Annotated in this window: 14 protein-coding genes and 1 pseudogene; 3 read left to right on the top strand and 12 right to left on the bottom strand. The window is 44.4% G+C overall.

Going from position 1 to position 16,585, the window contains the following annotated elements; genetic code table 11:
- Positions 1-269, top strand: a pseudogene (locus NML69_RS05130) (transposase); the annotation flags it as partial.
- Positions 270-388: 119 nt separating this feature from the next.
- Here NML69_RS05130 and yidD read toward each other — a convergent pair.
- The 12 genes from yidD to treP form a co-directional block, all read right to left on the bottom strand.
- Positions 389-631, bottom strand: coding sequence for a membrane protein insertion efficiency factor YidD (gene yidD / locus NML69_RS05125; protein WP_254725520.1), 243 nt, complete (start codon positions 629-631; stop codon positions 389-391).
- Positions 631-1,353 (bottom strand): pseudouridine synthase, encoded by a 723-nt coding sequence (locus NML69_RS05120; protein ID WP_254725519.1) that lies wholly within the window; start codon positions 1,351-1,353, stop codon positions 631-633. The genes yidD and NML69_RS05120 overlap by 1 nt, the downstream gene beginning before the upstream one ends.
- On the bottom strand, positions 1,340-1,909 hold the full coding sequence (gene scpB / locus NML69_RS05115) for an SMC-Scp complex subunit ScpB (RefSeq protein ID WP_198459223.1): 570 nt from the start codon (positions 1,907-1,909) through the stop codon (positions 1,340-1,342). The genes NML69_RS05120 and scpB overlap by 14 nt, the downstream gene beginning before the upstream one ends.
- Positions 1,910-1,927: 18 nt before the next feature.
- Entirely contained in the window at positions 1,928-2,656 is a 729-nt protein-coding gene (locus tag NML69_RS05110; RefSeq protein WP_042768023.1) for a segregation/condensation protein A, read from the bottom strand.
- On the bottom strand, positions 2,656-3,390 hold the full coding sequence (gene xerD, locus NML69_RS05105) for a site-specific tyrosine recombinase XerD (RefSeq protein WP_302851702.1): 735 nt from the start codon (positions 3,388-3,390) through the stop codon (positions 2,656-2,658). Before xerD ends, NML69_RS05110 begins: the two co-directional genes overlap by 1 nt.
- Complete coding sequence (gene cbpB, locus NML69_RS05100) at positions 3,387-3,848, bottom strand: cyclic-di-AMP-binding protein CbpB (protein WP_000560696.1); 462 nt, start codon at positions 3,846-3,848, stop codon at positions 3,387-3,389. The genes xerD and cbpB overlap by 4 nt, the downstream gene beginning before the upstream one ends.
- The gene (locus NML69_RS05095) at positions 3,845-4,366 is read right to left on the bottom strand and encodes a metallophosphoesterase (protein WP_254725517.1); all 522 of its coding nucleotides are present in this window, start codon (positions 4,364-4,366) and stop codon (positions 3,845-3,847) included. The genes cbpB and NML69_RS05095 overlap by 4 nt, the downstream gene beginning before the upstream one ends.
- Positions 4,342-5,313 (bottom strand): nucleoside-triphosphate diphosphatase, encoded by a 972-nt coding sequence (locus NML69_RS05090; RefSeq protein WP_125422795.1) that lies wholly within the window; start codon positions 5,311-5,313, stop codon positions 4,342-4,344. The genes NML69_RS05095 and NML69_RS05090 overlap by 25 nt, the downstream gene beginning before the upstream one ends.
- Positions 5,310-6,104: a glutamate racemase gene (gene racE / locus NML69_RS05085; RefSeq protein ID WP_000370379.1), complete on the bottom strand. Its 795-nt coding sequence runs from the start codon at positions 6,102-6,104 to the stop codon at positions 5,310-5,312. Before racE ends, NML69_RS05090 begins: the two co-directional genes overlap by 4 nt.
- A 206-nt stretch (positions 6,105-6,310) precedes the next feature.
- The gene (locus NML69_RS05080; protein WP_000364980.1) at positions 6,311-6,556 is read right to left on the bottom strand and encodes a YneF family protein; all 246 of its coding nucleotides are present in this window, start codon (positions 6,554-6,556) and stop codon (positions 6,311-6,313) included.
- Between the two features lie 143 nt (positions 6,557-6,699).
- Positions 6,700-8,325 carry an alpha,alpha-phosphotrehalase gene (gene treC / locus NML69_RS05075; protein ID WP_254725516.1) on the bottom strand — a complete coding sequence of 542 codons (1,626 nt, stop codon included), beginning with the start codon at positions 8,323-8,325 and terminating at the stop codon, positions 6,700-6,702.
- 63 nt (positions 8,326-8,388) lie between these two features.
- Entirely contained in the window at positions 8,389-10,356 is a 1,968-nt protein-coding gene (gene treP / locus NML69_RS05070) for a PTS system trehalose-specific EIIBC component (RefSeq protein ID WP_254725515.1), read from the bottom strand.
- A gap of 184 nt (positions 10,357-10,540) precedes the next feature.
- Here treP and treR point away from each other — a divergent pair, with 184 nt between their 5' ends.
- The gene (gene treR / locus NML69_RS05065) at positions 10,541-11,254 is read left to right on the top strand and encodes a trehalose operon repressor (protein ID WP_254725514.1); all 714 of its coding nucleotides are present in this window, start codon (positions 10,541-10,543) and stop codon (positions 11,252-11,254) included.
- Positions 11,255-11,507: 253 nt separating this feature from the next.
- Positions 11,508-16,571: an SIALI-17 repeat-containing surface protein gene (locus NML69_RS05060; protein ID WP_254725513.1), complete on the top strand. Its 5,064-nt coding sequence runs from the start codon at positions 11,508-11,510 to the stop codon at positions 16,569-16,571.
- Positions 16,572-16,585: the final 14 nt, after the last annotated feature.

The raw sequence follows: 16,585 nt of genomic DNA, 5'->3' as shown, positions 1-16,585 counted from the left end.
TATATTTTACTTGTAATGGATAATGCTATATGGTATAAATCAAGCCAAGTAATATTGAGTTGGCTTTTATCCCACCTTATACACCAGAAATGAACCCTATTGAACAAGTCTGGAAAGAAATTCGAAAACGAGGTTTTAAAAAGAAGGCTTTCCAAACATTAGAAGCCGTCATTGATAAGCTTCAAGAAGTTATTCAAGGACTAGAAAAAGGCGTTTTAAAGTCCACTGTCAGCAGACAATGGACAAAGTTGCTTTTTGGAAACAATTGAGTATAAGCTGATTTAAACTCAATTCAAGTAAAATTTTGACATTCTAAAACGCATCCTATCAAGCTTTCTAAAACCTGATAGGATGCGTTTTTATCATTTTGCAATCTGTTTGTCCAGCCTCATTTTCCTTTTTGATTGCGTTTGAGGGAAAAGTAGTCTGGGACGGGGTCCTTGCCTGTTTTCGACCAGGGATGGCAACGTAAAATCCGAGCCAAGCCCATCAAAACACCCTTAAAGCCATGTTTTTCAATAGCCTGAATCATGTAGTTGGAACAAGTAGGCTCAAAGCGACAAGAGGGTGGAAAGGCTGGTGAGATAAAGCGTTGGTAAAAGCGTACTGGCGCTATTAAGATTCGTTTCATTATTTCTTGGTTACAGCCATGGTGTGTAGTTGGCTGATTTCTTTTTTATTGAGGCGACGAGCTTCACCTGGACGAAGCCCCGTCAAGTCTAGGTGACCGAAACGTGTCCGAGACAGTTTATCTACTTGAAGACCTACGGCTTCAAACATCTTTTTAACCTGGTGGTTGCGTCCTTCATGGATGGTCAGCTGAACCACTGAACGGTTTTTAACAGGATCTACTTTGAGAATCTCATAGACAGCAGGCTTGGTTTTCTTGCCATCAATCTCAAGACCACGAGTTAAGGGGCGGAGATTCTCCTTATTGGCTACACCTTTAACACGCGCGACATAGACTTTGTCAATCTCATTGCGGGGGTGAATCATCTCATCCGTAAAGTCACCATCATTGGTCAAAATCAAAACCCCTGACGTATCCCAGTCCAAACGACCTACTGGGTAGATGCGCTCTTTGACATTGGGTAAGAGGTCGACAACAGTCTTGCGACCCTTGTCATCTGTCACACTGGAAATCACACCGCGTGGTTTGTTAAGCAGATAGTAGACTTTTTCTTCGTTGTAGATGGGCTGACCCTCAACTTCGACCTTATCTCCAGTCTTAATAGTCGTTGCGAGTTCACGCACCACTTGTCCGTTGACCGTAACCAAGCCTTGCTTGATCAGCTCTTCTGCTTTTCTCCTACTGGCCACACCTGCGTGGGCAATATATTTATTGATTCTCATCTTCTTCTATCCTTTCACCAAATAATTGGCTTTCTTGGGCTTGAATCTCAAGCTCATCAATCACTGGCAGTTCTTCCAAATGATTAATTCCCATGTAATCTAGGAAATAATCCGTAGTCACATAGAGGTTGGGGCGGCCCAACACTTCTTTTTTCCCATCTTCTCTTATCAATTCAAAAGCCTGCAACTTTGCCAAGGCTCCACTCGAGTTGACCCCACGAATAGCATCAATTTCTATCCGCGTGATAGGTTGCTTGTAGGCAATGATGGACAAGGTCTCAAGGGCAGCCCGAGACAAACTTTGGTTGATGGGCGCCTTGGAGTATTCCTTCAAAATCTCTGCAAATTGAGGCTTGGTGACCAATCTGTAAGCACCACCTGTCTCGATCAGGGACAAGCTCGAATCCTGGTCTTTCTCATACTTTTGGGCTAATTTTTCTAAACTCTGTTGGATGCCTGTCGGTGGCAGAGAGAGGAGTTCAGCCAACTGACGGACCCGAATCCCATCTTCACCTGCTACAAACAAGAGCGCTTCTATTTCTGCTAAAGTACTCATCTTTCCTCTCTATCAAGTCTAGCTTTGTGCCTCTTGACTTTCTTCCTTCTTTTCCATGAGATAGATATCTCCGAAACTCTCCTCTTGAACGAGGATCAGTTCCTGGGTTTTGATTAACTCTAAGGTCGCCAAAAAGAGGGTAATGACCTCTTGGACATTCTGGGCTTCCTTGAACAAATCCTGCAAGCGCAACTGGTCTCGTCCAGTCAAGGACTCTTTTACGATGACCATCATGTCCTCAATCTTATACTCATCCCGCAAGATGGTCGTGTGATTCTGTGAGAACTCCTCTTTTTTCTTGGCTAGGATATTTGAAAAAGCCAAAAAGAGGTCAATGGTCGTCTTGTCATGCACAAGCTCCGCATCCTCGTAAATCAACTCTGTTGGCGCTTTGGAATAGTACTGGGCCCGATCTTGGTGCTTAGCCTCCAAGTGCTCACCCAGGAGTTTGAACTTGCGGTATTCTTCGATTTGGGAGAGAAGATCCTGCTCCAGATCATCCTCCAAGTCTGTCACTTCTGCTACCTTTGGCAAGAGCTTGCGACTCTTGATCAGCATGAGCTGACTAGCCATGACCATATACTCGCCCGTCACTTCCAGACGCATGGCCTGCAGAGTTGAGACATAGGCTAGGTACTGTTCGATAACTTCTGTAATGGGCACATCGTAAATATCCATCTGGTACTTAGAAACCAGGTGCAAAAGAAGATCCAGGGGCCCTTCAAAATCTTTTAATTTAATATCCATTATCTATATTTTTCTAAGGTCAGGACTGTTTTTAATCCTAATTTTTTTGCAATTTCGTACAAATCGACCTTCATTTCTATCTGTCTTAGAATGAACTGTTCCCGCAAGGCTTGAGCGGATAAGGTTGGGAAACCTTTCTCCTTGACAAAGGACTCCAGCTGACGAAAGGCCCACTGACGAGAATAGGCTTTCCCTCCCCTTTCAAAGAGATAGGTCTGCCCCATCAAGGGTTCTAGCTCTGGAATCAAGGTCGAGGGTATAGTGACAATCCTCTGTTGGGAAGCCTTGTTAATTCTCAACACTTGAAAATCCAGATTGATATCTGCAACCTTAAGGGCTAAAATCTCACTCGGCAAGAGCCCGATTTCTAAAATCAGGAGTGCCAGCAAGCGTCCTTCTGGATAATTACTTTCCTGCCAAAAAGAGTCTAGGTCTAAAATCTCTGGCTTTTCAGTCTTCTTTTCAGCTTGTTTGGCTAATTCCAGACGGTAAAAACTGTCCACTTCTCCTTTTCGATAGAGAAAGTAGAGAAATTGGTTACAGGCCGAAAGTTTTCGCTTCTGGGCGCTGATTTTTAGATTGGCTAGCTGGGCTTGGTAAATCTTAAGACTGGTCTCAGAAATCCGCTCACCCACAATGTCTAAAAATTGCTCCAGATCATACTTATAGGACTGCTTGGAATTGGCAGACAAGTCCTGTTTTTCCTCTAAAAAGACTAAAATCCTATCTCTCATTTGCATCGAATCTCATATTCCTTACTAAAGTCATGCAAGAGGGCATTAACGGCCTTGAGGATAGACTTGCGCGTGATGATTCCTTGGAAAATTCCTTCATCATCTACCACTGGCAAGAAAGGTTCATCCACCAGTTTATGGAGGACCTCTGTGATGTTATAGTCTGGAGCGACAACTGCCACATCTGTCTTGGTCATATTGACGATATCTGTCGTTGCCATCTGCTCATCCGTCAAACCTTGCTCCATTTGATAAGCCAAAATGTCTCTCAGTCCAATGGTTCCGACAAAGCGTTTGTCAAAGGTCACAACAGGGATACGCGTGTAGGTGATTTGGCTCAACACCAAAATCGCATGATCAGCGTTATGGGTATCAATCAAGGCTGCTAGATTCTCAGCAGGGGTAAGAAAAGTCTCTTCCTGCTCCAATAAAAATGCTTCAAATTCCTTGGCAATCATCGAGCAAACTCCTTGGACAAGCCCGGATAAATCTCATGATCACGTGTCAAAAAGTCTACTTTGAAATAGCTGTCATCAATCTCCACACGGGCATAGAGACATTCTCTAATAGTACCTCGTGGTTGGCTGATGGAGCCTGGATTTAGAAAAAGAGTCTTTCCTTCCATCCAAGCATTTGGCACATGCAAGTGACCATAGAGACAGATATCGGCATCTTCTTCCTGAGCCCAGTAGTCCAACTTTTGAAAGTTGAAATTGATGTCAAACAAGTGTCCATGCGTCTGGATAATCTTCGTTGGACCAAGTTGAGTTACCAAACGTTCTGGGTAGCCAGCATAAAAGTCCATATTTCCTTTGACGACATGGATGCCTTCCCAGATCGGAGAGTCTGGACGGAGTTCAGAGTCACCATCGTGAAAAATGGCATCAACTTTCCCCAGATAGCGGTCACGGATTTCTTCGACAATCAAGCTATCGCCATGGGAGTCACTCATTACAATGATGGTTTGCTTTGCCATGATGGAAATACCTCCAAAAGTTTCTTAACGGCTAAGGCACGGTGGGATTGGCTATTTTTTTCTTCAAGGGTTAATTCAGCTGAGGACTTGCCTGTCTCTCCCACAAGGAAGAGCGGATCATAACCAAAGCCATTTTCGCCCTTGGGCTCAAAGTTGATATAACCTGGCCAGTCAGCTTCAACAACCAAGCTTTCCTTATTTGGACTGGCTACAACTAGGGTTGTGTGGAATTGAGCCGAGCGGTCCTTGAGTTCAAAGACCATGGCCAATTCGTGCAAGAGCTTGGCATTGTTTTCACGATCAGTCGCTCCCACTCCTGCAAAACGGGCTGACCAGACTCCTGGCAAACCACCGAGGACATCGACTTTGAGACCAGAGTCATCTGCTAGCACCATCTTGCCTGTTAATTGGGAAATGGTTTCTGCCTTAAGGCGGGCATTTTCTTCAAAGGTCATGCCTGTTTCTGCTACTTCAGGTAGATCTGGATAGTCATTGAGATTTTCCACGTCGTAGCCTAACTTGTCAAAGATAGCTCGGAATTCCTTGGTCTTGCCTTCGTTGCGAGTTGCAATCAATAAGGTTTCTCTAACCTTGCTAGTTTCAAAGAAGGCTTCTACATCGACTCCTTCTTTAGGCAATTCGACATGCAAAAGCTGTCCATTTTCAACCAAGAGCAGGGCTCCCTGACGTTGGATGACTTCCAGATTGCGACCTACTTCAGCATTTAAAATCTCAACGATAAAGGAGAGCAGACGGAAGTTAGAAGACCAGCGCATCACCGTTATCGTAATCGGAAAGCCGTTTTTCTCGTCACGAAAAATCCGCGCTAAATCCATAAAATCAAGCTCGAGAGGATCTTTGATGAGGCTGTAGATACCTCCATAGACATCCCAGACACCGACATACCAGTCCTGGTCATCCTTGTATTCATAAATTTTGTTTGTCATAAAGTTACATGCTCCACATGAATCTCTTTTTCCAGCCATTCTGCTCCAATCTGAGCAAAACTTTGGCTATTGGCTGTTGTGTAAAAACGATGTTGAAGAGGTCCCGCATCTCGGCTACGATTGATTTCAAAATAGTTCAGCAAAACCGAGATATCCCGTACACACTCTGCCCCACTATCGATGAGCTGAACCTTTGGTCCCATGACATTTTGGATGATAGGGCGAAGGAGTGGGTAATGGGTACAACCCAAAATCAGGCTATCCACCTTTCCAACCAAGGGACGCAGGGTTTCATAGACCACTTTCTTTGTTACACTGGTTGACAGGGCACCAGACTCCACCAAGGGGGCAAACTTGGGACAGGCCAAACTCTCCACCTGTAAGTCCGGATCCAGATCATGGATTTTCTGACGGTAGATATCTGATTGGACCGTCATGGGGGTTCCAATTACTCCGATTTTCCCACCTTGACTGGATTTGATAGCCGCTGACGCACCGGGTAAAATCACTCCAAGAACAGGAATATCTAACTGGGCTTTAATCTCTTCCCAGACGACTGCCGTTGCTGTATTACAAGCAATGACAATCATCTTGACATCCTTGGTCAAGAGAAAGTTGACCAACTGCCAAGTATATTCACGAATTTGCTCAGCAGGACGGGGACCATAGGGCGCCCGTGCCGAATCTCCAATATAGACGATTTCTTCATGGGGAAGCTGGCGCATGAGCTCACGAACAACGGTCAAGCCCCCGACACCCGAATCCAAAAAACCAATTGGTCGATTATCCATACAGTCTTCTTTCTAGTCTTCTTTTCTGATTGATAGTTCATCATGATTACTCGTCCTAAATGAACGGATAGACAGCTTGATAAAATGTCAACTGCCTCTCTCTTAATCATAATCAAATATCAATAGAATGCAAGGAAAAAGTCTTATCCTTGAGAACTATTGAACATAGTGAGAAGTCTGGAACTTTCATCCCAGACTTTTCCTATTTATTTCTTTTTATTGTTAGCAAGAGCTGCTTTTTGTTGGCGGATGATTTGGTGGTAAACTTGTTGTACCTTGGCTTCGCTTGGTTTTTGACCATTTGCACTCAAGAGAGCACGAACTGCCTCAGCATTCAAACGTGGGTTGTCCGCAAATTCTTTTTCGATTTGCTTACGAACCAAGTACATCCCTCCAAGAGCTCCTCCTAGAAAAGCTAACACAATCAAGATAATTGCTAAAAGTAAATCCATTCTTTTTCTCCTGTTTCTTTTTGAGTCTTCTATATTATACCACAAAGTGACTTTCCTGACTAGTTTGTTTTACGCTTTCAAGAGGGGGGATTGACAGAAAAAAGGAGCCCTGGATTTCAATGAAAGAGAGCTCCTTGCTGTATTTATTTTACATAAATAGCCAGCGTTTGATACGGTTTCAGAAGAATTTTTTCTGATACTTCTACATCTTCATAGTTTAAAATCAGAATCTGTCCATTTTGGTAGTCGATTGGTAAGTCGATTTCCACTTCTGTGGCATAAAAGTTATTGAGGACCAGTAACTTTTCATCCTCATACTGACGTTCAAAGGCATAGACTTGCTTACTGTCTTCAAAAGCTGGTTTGTAGCTTCCTTCTGAAATGATCGGCATTTCCTTACGAAGTCGAATCAAGTTTTGGTAGAAGGCGAAAATTGGGCCTTTGATTTCATTTTCTACGTTGATGTGAGGGTAGGATTTCCCTGCCTTCAGCCAAGGAGTCCCTTTTGTGAAACCAGCATTTTCTGAAGCATCCCACTGCATAGGAATACGTGAATTATCTCGGGACTTAGCCTGAATAATCTGGAAGGCTTCTTGCTCACTTTTCCCTTCTTTTAAGAGCATCTGATAGGCATTGATGGACTCGACATCCACATAGTCAGCCATGGAATCATAGTCTGGGTCAACCATTCCTATTTCCTCACCCATGTAGATATAAGGTGTCCCACGTGACAGGTGAATGCTGGCTGCCAGCATAGTCGCACCTTCATTGCGGAAATGTTGAATATCGACAAAACGATTCAAGGCACGTGGTTGGTCGTGATTGTTCCAAAAGAGGGCGCTCCAGCCGTTTTTGTCACTCATTTCCTTGCCCCAGCTATGATAAAGACTTTTCAATTCTTCGAAATCAAAGGGAGCTAAAGTCCACTTCTGCCCATCCTTGTAGTCCACCTTGAGATGATGGAAATTAAAGGTCATGGATAATTCCTGACGGTCAGGCGAAGAATAAAGAACACAGTTTTCCATGGTGGTTGAGGACATTTCCCCAACTGTCATAAAGCTATCGTCTGATCCAAAAGTGGCTTGGTTCATCATGCGCAAATAGTCATGGACGATGGGCTTGTCTGTGTAAGCTGGCTTTCCTTCATTTTCAGGACAATCCACTAAGACCTCATCCTTGCCGATCAAATTGATCACATCAAATCGGAAACCTTTAACTCCCTTATCACGCCAAAAATTAACAACCTTGAAAAGTTCCTTACGGACATTAGGATTGCGCCAGTTAAGGTCAGCCTGAGTCTCATCAAAGAGGTGGAGATAGTATTTCCCCGTATCCCCGAAAGGCGCCCAAGCAGAACCACCAAACTTAGACTGCCAGTCTGTTGGTTGGTCTTGGATGAAGAAAAAGTCTTGGTAGTACTGGTCGCCAGCTAGGGCCTTCTGAAACCATTCATGCTCTGTCGAGCAATGATTAAGCACCATATCCAGCATAAAATCAATCTTATGCTCCTTACCGATACGCACCATTTCTTCAAAATCGGCCATATCACCAAAAAGAGGATCCACTGCCATATAATCTGAAATATCGTAGCCATTATCCCGTTGGGGACTTGGATAGAACGGATTGAGCCAGACCATATCCACGCCCAGTTTGGCTAGATAGGGGATTTTTTCGATAATTCCACGGAAATCCCCAATACCGTTTCCAGTGGTGTCTTTGTATGATTTTGGATAGATTTGATAGACTACTTTTCCTTTATCAAGTGTCATCTATTTCTCCTTTTCTGATAAAAGGGAGGAACCTGTGTTCCGTCCCTGTTTGTGTTATTTCAATTAGATTCGTGTAGCGACCATGAGAGACTCCCCAGCTTGGATAGTTGTTGGATAAGTTCCAGTGATAGTCGCTGTATAAGCATCTTGGTTAGTGATGATAACTGGAGTTTCTGTTACGAGACCTGCAGCCTTAATGACATCCATATCAAAACGAATCAATTTTTGACCAACTGTGACGTGGTCTCCTTGGGCTACAAGACTTTCAAACCCTTTGCCATCAAGTCCTACTGTATCCATACCGATGTGGATGAGCAATTCTACCCCCTCATCAGAGACAATACCAATGGCATGCTTGGTAGGGAAAAGAACCGTCACTGTCCCATTGACTGGAGAAGTCAACTCACCTTGGCTTGGTTCAATGACTAGACCTTGTCCCATGACACCTGATGCAAAAACAGGATCTGTTGCTTGACTCAATTCTTTTACTTGACCAGCAAGCGGGCTGACAATTTCTACTGGAGCAAGGGTTACTGGTTCATGACTGACAAATTCTGCCTCTTCTTGGGCAACGAATTCTGCCTGTAAGGTTGCATCATCCTCTGTCTTTGTAAAGAGACCGACCTTGCGGAAGAAGAAAGTCAAGAGCATTGGTACAACAATAGCAACTAGCATGGTTCCTGCAAATGGTAGCATGTATTGAGGTTGAATAGAGAGGATACCTGGCAAACCACCGATACCAATAGAGGCCGCAGTTACATTGAAAGTAACGGACAACATGCCGGCAAGGGCTGAACCAATCATCCCAGCTACAAATGGATAGATGTATTTGACATTGACCCCAAAGAGGGCTGGTTCTGTAACACCGAGATAGGCTGAAATGGTTGCAGGAAGTGAAATCTGAGCCTCACGCTCATCATGACGGTGCATGAAATAATAGGCAAATACAGCAGAACCTTGAGCAATATTAGAAAGTGCAATCATTGGCCAGAGGGCAGTTCCGCCAGCATCCGCAATCAATTGTGTGTCAATGGCATTGGTCATATGGTGCAGACCTGTGATGACAAATGGAGCGTAGAGGGCACCAAAAATCGCACCGAAGAGCCATTTAACAGGACCCGTCAAACCTGCCAAGACAACTGCTGAAAGTCCTTGCCCAATTGTCCAACCGATTGGTCCCAAAACAGTGTGAGCCAAAATCAAAGCTGGAATCAAAGACAAGAAAGGCACAAAAATCATGGAAATGACTTCTGGGATATGCTTGCGCCAGAAAATTTCAAGATAAGACAGACTCAAACCTGCAAGCAAGGCTGGGATAACTTGAGCCTGATAACCAATACGATTAACAGTAAAGTAACCAAAATTCCAAACCCAGTTGGCTGCGATTTCTTCGGTTGAAGTAGAAGCTACTAGATAGGCATTGAGCAACTGAGGTGAAACCAAACAGATCCCGAGCACAATTCCCAAGATTTGGCTGGTTCCCATCTTACGAGAGACAGACCAAGTAATCCCTACTGGCAAGAACTGGAAGATCGCTTCACCAGGCAACCAGAGAAAGTGATTGACCCCTGCCCAAAACTGAGAGGATTCTGTGATGGTCTTGTCATCCAACATCGACCAATGCACACCTTCCAAGACATTACGGAAACCGAGGATCAATCCACCAACAATCAGGGCTGGAATAATCGGTGTAAAGATTTCTGCAAGAGTGGTCATGACACGTTGAAGTACATTTTGATTACTCTTGGCTGCGGACTTGGCTGCTTCTTTGGAAACACCCTCAATACCTGAAACGGCAGTAAAGTCATTATAAAAGATTGGCACGTCATTCCCGATAATCACCTGAAATTGACCGGCATTGGTAAAGGTCCCTTTGACGGCTGGAATTGACTCGATAGCCTTAACATTGGCCTTCTTTTCGTCACCGAGAACAAAGCGCATCCGCGTCGCACAGTGGGTGACAGCAGTGACATTCTCCTTACCTCCGATCGCCTGAAGCAGATCTTTGGCTTCTTGTTCAAATTTTCCCATTTGATTCTCCTTATACTTGTCAAAGCAAGCTTGACTTGATAGTTCTATTGTAAACGATACCAAACTTGTAGGCAACTTGTTTGTTGAAAAAAGAGGATATTTTTGTGATTTTTCTAGCACTTGTATGGTAAAATAGATACAAGTATGTATGAAATAAGACTCAAAACCTATTTAAGGAAGCAAAATGAAGAAATACCAACAATTATTTAAGCAAATCCAAGAAAACATTCAAAACGAGACATACGCTGTCGGGGATTTCCTCCCCAGTGAGCACGAACTCATGAATCAGTATCAGGTGAGCCGTGACACTGTTCGAAAAGCTCTGTCCCTCCTCCAAGAGGAGGGATTAATCAAAAAGATAAGGGGGCAAGGTTCTCAAGTCGTCAAAGAAGAAACCGTCAATTTCCCTGTCTCCAACCTAACCAGCTACCAAGAACTGGTTCAGGAACTTGGACTGCGCTCTAAGACCAATGTGGTCAGTCTGGATAAAATCATTATCGATAAAAAATCCTCACTGATAACCGGCTTTCCAGAGTTTCGGATGGTGTGGAAGGTGGTCCGCCAGCGTGTAGTGGATGACCTAGTATCGGTTCTGGATACGGACTATCTGGATATGGGACTGATCCCAAATCTCACTCGCCAAATCGCTGAGCAGTCTATCTACTCGTATATAGAGGACGACCTCAAACTCCATATTGATTATGCTCAGAAAGAAATTACCATTGACCACACGGGTGACCGAGACAAGATTCTCATGGACATTGGCAAAGACCCTTATGTCGTTTCAATCAAGTCAAAAGTCTATCTCCAAGACGGGCGCCAATTTCAGTTCACCGAAAGTCGCCATAAATTAGAAAAATTTCACTTTGTTGACTTTGCTAAAAGACATCCGAAATAAACACTTACAGTTGGGAATACTCTCAACTGTTTTTTAGTAGTAAATGATCTAATTGAGAGTTGGAAAAGAGAAACTGCTTGCTACTTATTCTACTATTTTAAGAAAAAACAACAACAAATATGTCTCTTGCTAAAAACCTCTTGACAAATGCTAAGCGACCATTAGAATGGGAGGTGAGGAGATAAATAGAAACAAAATAAACGAAACTGCTTCATAAAATGTAAGCGATTTCGGATAAACGAAGGAGGGTTTTATGAAAAAACACTTTTGGGAGAAATCCTGTCGCTATAGCATCCGCAAGCTGACGGTTGGGACTGCTTCTGTTTTACTAGGGGCTGTTTTTCTAGTCAACCATACTGTAGCTGCAGACAGTGTTGAGGTCAAGCAAACTGAACCAACCTCTGTCGAAGCTATCACTAAGCCTGATAGTGAACCCAAAGCAGCTGAAGCGACTGAAACTACAAAACCGTCTCTAGCCGAGAGTCCAGTAGTTTCCGAAAGCAAGCCAGCTGAGGAGAATCAGAAGACAAATAGTCAAGCTAGTGAAGAAGCCATTGTAGAAGCTAAAGAAAATAAGGAACCTGAAAAAGCAGACCAGCCTGTGACAAAACAAGAAAACTATCAACTCAACTACAATCAGCCAACAGCTCCCTCCTATGACGGATGGGAAAAGCAAGCCCTCCCTGTCGGAAATGGAGAGATGGGAGCCAAGGTTTTCGGACTCATTGGGGAAGAGAGAATCCAGTACAACGAAAAGACCCTCTGGTCAGGAGGACCACAACCCGATAGCACCGACTATAACGGAGGAAACTACAAGGATCGCTACAAGGTCTTAGCAGAGATACGTAAAGCCCTCGAAGCTGGCGACCGCCAAAAAGCAAAACAGCTCGCTGAACAAAATCTAGTTGGACCAAACAACGCCCAGTATGGACGTTACCTAGCCTTTGGAGATATCTTTATGGTCTTTAATAACCAGAAGAAAGGACTAGATACTGTAACTGATTATCATCGCGGTTTGGATATCACTGAAGCCACTACGACCACTTCTTACACCCAAGATGGGACCACCTTCAAACGCGAAACCTTCTCCAGCTATCCTGATGATGTCACTGTGACCCACTTGACCAAAAAAGGAAACAAGACCCTTGACTTTACCCTTTGGAACAGCTTGACAGAAGACTTGCTTGCTAATGGCAACTACTCTTGGGAATATTCCAACTATAAGAATGGTCATGTCACTACAGATGCAAACGGAATCCTTCTAAAAGGAACTGTCAAAGATAACGGCCTCAAGTTTGTATCCTATCTAGGAATTAAAACGGACGGAAAGGTGACTGTTCAGGATGAGACACTAACCGTTACAGGCGCAAGTTATGCGACCCTCTATCTCAGTGCCAAGACCAACTTTGCTCAGAATCCAAAAGCCAACTATCGAAAAGACATTGACCTCGAAAAAACAGTTAAAGGGATTGTAGAAGCTGCTAAGGCCAAAGACTACGAGACACTTAAAAAGGCCCATATCAAGGACTATCAAAGTCTCTTTAACCGCGTTAAAATAAACCTAGGCGGAAACAAGACTGCTCAAACGACGAAAGAGGCCCTTCAAGGCTATAACCCAGAAAAAGGGCAAAAATTGGAAGAACTCTTCTTCCAATACGGACGTTATTTACTCATCAGTTCGTCTCGTGATCGGACAGATGCTCTTCCTGCCAACCTACAAGGAGTCTGGAATGCTGTAGACAATCCACCTTGGAATGCTGACTACCACCTCAATGTCAATTTGCAAATGAACTACTGGCCTGCCTATATGAGCAATCTAGCTGAAACAGCCAAGCCAATGATTAATTACATTGACGACATGCGCTATTATGGCCGTATCGCTGCCAAGGAATACGCAGGTATCGAATCCAAAGACGGCCAAGAAAATGGTTGGCTGGTCCACACCCAGGCGACACCATTTGGCTGGACTACTCCAGGCTGGAATTACTATTGGGGTTGGTCTCCAGCTGCTAATGCTTGGATGATGCAGAACGTCTATGACTATTATAAATTCACCAAGGATGAAACCTATCTCAAAGAAAAGATTTACCCAATGCTCAAGGAAACCGCTAAGTTCTGGAACTCCTTCTTGCACTATGACAAGGCCAGTGACCGTTGGGTATCTTCTCCATCCTACTCACCAGAACACGGGACCATCACCATCGGAAATACCTTTGACCAATCGCTAGTCTGGCAGCTATTCCACGACTACATGGAAGTCGCCAACCATCTGAATGTCGACAAAGACTTAGTCACAGAGGTCAAGGCTAAATTTGACAAACTGAAACCACTTCACATCAACAAAGAGAGACGCATTAAGGAATGGTACGAGGAGGACAGTCCGCAATTCACAAATGAAGGGATTGAAAATCACCACCGTCACGTTTCCCATCTAGTTGGTCTCTTCCCAGGTACGCTCTTTAGCAAGGATCAGGCTGAATACCTAGAAGCTGCGCGTGCAACCCTCAATCACCGTGGAGATGGTGGGACTGGTTGGTCTAAAGCCAATAAAATCAACCTCTGGGCTCGTCTGCTGGACGGTAACCGTGCCCATCGCTTACTCGCTGAACAGCTCAAGTACTCAACTCTAGAAAACCTTTGGGATACGCACGCGCCTTTCCAAATCGATGGCAACTTCGGAGCAACTAGTGGGATGGCAGAAATGCTCCTCCAATCTCATACAGGCTATATTGCACCATTACCAGCTCTTCCAGATGCCTGGAAGGACGGTCAGGTTTCTGGCTTGGTTGCCCGTGGAAACTTTGAAGTCAGCATGAAGTGGAAAGATAAGAACTTGCAAAGCTTGTCCTTCCTTTCAAATGTCGGTGGAGACCTGGTTGTAGATTATCCAAATATCGAAGCCAGCCAAATCAAGGTCAATGGCAAACCAGTCAAGGCAACGATCCTTAAAGATAATCGCATCCAGCTTGCAACACAAAAAGGTGACGTCATTACTTTTGAACACTTCCCTGGTCGTGTAACCAGTCTAACAGCAGTTCGACAAAATGGAGTCACTGCCGAACTCACCTTTAACCAAGTAGAAGGCGCTACCCACTATGTCATCCAAAGACAAGTGAAAGACGCATCTGGCCAAACTTCTGCGACCAGAGAATTTGTAACCAATCAAACCCACTTTATTGACCGATCACTCAATCCTCAACATGCCTATACCTATACGGTCAAGGCTATGCTGGGCGAGCTTGCCACACAAGTTTCTGAACAGGCCACTGTCGAAACCTATAGCGAGTTGATGGACGACCGAGATAGTCGTATCCAGTACGGAGCTGCCTTTGGAAACTGGGCAGACTCAGAATTATTTGGAGGAACAGAGAAATTTGCTGACCTTTCAAAAGGAGACTACACAGACGAAGACCTCACTGCCACCATTCCTTTCACTGGCGTTGGTATTGAAATCTATGGACTGAAATCGTCTGAACTAGGTCTTGCCACTGCTAAAATTGATGGCAAAGAGGTCGGCGAACTTGACTTCCATACTGCTGGGGCAACTGAAAAAGGTAGTCTCATTGGTCGCTTCGCAGGATTATCTGACGGACCTCACACATTGACTCTTCGTGTTAAACGTGAGCACAAAGGACGTGGTAGTGAGCGCTCGAAAATTTCATTAGACTACTTCAAGATCCTATCAGGAACAGGCAACACGATTGAAAAAATGGATGATCGTGATTCGCGTATCCAGTATGGTTCCCAGTTTAAGGACTGGTCTGACCCTGAACTCTACGGAGGTACGGAAAAATACGCTGATATTAACAACAGCGACCCAAGTACTGCTTCAGAAGCTCAGGCAACCATTTCCTTTACAGGAACGGGCATTCGTATCTATGGTTTGAAGAGCCTTGCGCTTGGACGAGCGCGTGTGACACTAGATGGCAAAGAAATGCCAAGTCTAGACTTCTACACTTCAGGTGCAACTGAAAAGAGAGCTTTTATTGGCGAATTTACAAATCTTACTGACGGTCCGCACACCCTGACGTTACAAGTTGACCCAGATTCGCCAGAAGGTCGCAAGAAAATCTCTCTAGACTCCTTTGATATCATCAAAGCTCCAGCTGTTGGTTTAGATAGCCCAAGTATCGCGCCCCTTAAGGAAAATGACAAAACCATTTCCTTAAGCCTACCAGCTGGAGATTGGGAAGCCATCGCAGTGACCTTCCCAGGTGTCAAAGATCCTCTAGTCTTGCGCAAGGTGGATGATACACATCTGTTTACAAGTGGAGATCAGACTATCCTATCAGTCCAAGACAATCAAGTTCAAATCCCAATCCCTGAAGAAACCGATCGCAAAGCTGGAAAAGCGATTGAAGCATATGCTATTCAAGGAACTACCACTAGCAGTCCTGTCGTAGCCGTCTTTACTAAAAAGGAAGAGAAAAAGGTTGACGAGAGTCAGCCAACTACAAGCAAGGGAGAGGAACCAGCTCCTACTGTTGAAAAACCTGAGTACACTGGGCCTATCGGGACTGCAGGGCAAGAAGTGCCACCCACTTTAGAAAAGCCTGAATACACCGAGCCTATCGGGACTGCGGGGCAAGAAGAGTCTCCTACTGTAGAAAAACCTGAATACACCGAACCTATCGGAACAGCAGGTCAAGAGGAAGCTCCTACTGTTGAAAAACCTGAGTACACCGAGCCTATCGGAACTAGTGGGGATCATGCTGCTCCAACCCTTACCCTTCCTGATTATCCAGTTCGAGTCTTAAAAGATAAGGAAACTGGAGTGGAAATTATTGGTGGAGTCACTGACTTAGAAGGAATTTCTCATATCTCTAGCCGACGTGTCCTAGCTCAGGAACTCTTTGGCAAGATCTATGATGCTTACGACCTAAAACTGAAAAATCCAACCGATCATAGTTTGCAGCCAAAAGGCTCTGTCTTGGTTCGCTTGCCTATTTCAGCTAGTGTAGAAAAGGTCTATTATATTACTCCGACCAAGGAGTTGCAAGCCCTTGATTTCGATGTTCGAGAAGGAAAGGCAGAATTCATCACTAGTCATTTCAGTACCTATGCTGTCGTCTATCAAGCTGCTGGAACAACCCTTAGTACAGATGAAAAGCCAAGTGCTTCAGATGCAGAAACCTTGGCACACGAGACTGAACAACTTTCAGCTAGTCCGAGTCTTGCTAAAGCTGGAAATCATTCTCCTAAAGAACAACTTCCAGCAACAGGAGAAGCATCTAACCCACTCCTCTTCTTAGCAGGCCTTAGCCTAGCCCTAACAGCCACTTTTATGTTAAAAGGGAGAAAGGATGACTCCAACTAACCTTTAAGCACACA

Source organism: Streptococcus sp. CF8-6 (assembly GCF_024295845.1).
Taxonomy (GTDB): Bacteria; Bacillota; Bacilli; order Lactobacillales; family Streptococcaceae; genus Streptococcus; species Streptococcus oralis_BO.
The sequence above is the reverse complement of the archived record's forward strand: the minus strand, read 5'-3'. Positions and strand labels throughout refer to the sequence as shown.

Bases quoted from the DNA above. Each gene is read 5' to 3' on its own strand.
- treR (WP_254725514.1), top strand. From the start codon at position 10,541: ATGAAGAAATACCAACAATTATTTAAGCAAATCCAAGAAAACATTCAA.
- NML69_RS05080 (WP_000364980.1), bottom strand. From the start codon at position 6,556: ATGGATTTACTTTTAGCAATTATCTTGATTGTGTTAGCTTTTCTAGGA.
- NML69_RS05095 (WP_254725517.1), bottom strand. From the start codon at position 4,366: ATGGCAAAGCAAACCATCATTGTAATGAGTGACTCCCATGGCGATAGC.
- xerD (WP_302851702.1), bottom strand. From the start codon at position 3,390: ATGAGAGATAGGATTTTAGTCTTTTTAGAGGAAAAACAGGACTTGTCT.
- treP (WP_254725515.1), bottom strand. From the start codon at position 10,356: ATGGGAAAATTTGAACAAGAAGCCAAAGATCTGCTTCAGGCGATCGGA.
- yidD (WP_254725520.1), bottom strand. From the start codon at position 631: ATGAAACGAATCTTAATAGCGCCAGTACGCTTTTACCAACGCTTTATC.
- racE (WP_000370379.1), bottom strand. From the start codon at position 6,104: ATGGATAATCGACCAATTGGTTTTTTGGATTCGGGTGTCGGGGGCTTG.
- scpB (WP_198459223.1), bottom strand. From the start codon at position 1,909: ATGAGTACTTTAGCAGAAATAGAAGCGCTCTTGTTTGTAGCAGGTGAA.
- NML69_RS05120 (WP_254725519.1), bottom strand. From the start codon at position 1,353: ATGAGAATCAATAAATATATTGCCCACGCAGGTGTGGCCAGTAGGAGA.
- cbpB (WP_000560696.1), bottom strand. From the start codon at position 3,848: ATGATTGCCAAGGAATTTGAAGCATTTTTATTGGAGCAGGAAGAGACT.
- NML69_RS05110 (WP_042768023.1), bottom strand. From the start codon at position 2,656: ATGGATATTAAATTAAAAGATTTTGAAGGGCCCCTGGATCTTCTTTTG.
- NML69_RS05060 (WP_254725513.1), top strand. From the start codon at position 11,508: ATGAAAAAACACTTTTGGGAGAAATCCTGTCGCTATAGCATCCGCAAG.
- NML69_RS05090 (WP_125422795.1), bottom strand. From the start codon at position 5,313: ATGACAAACAAAATTTATGAATACAAGGATGACCAGGACTGGTATGTC.
- treC (WP_254725516.1), bottom strand. From the start codon at position 8,325: ATGACACTTGATAAAGGAAAAGTAGTCTATCAAATCTATCCAAAATCA.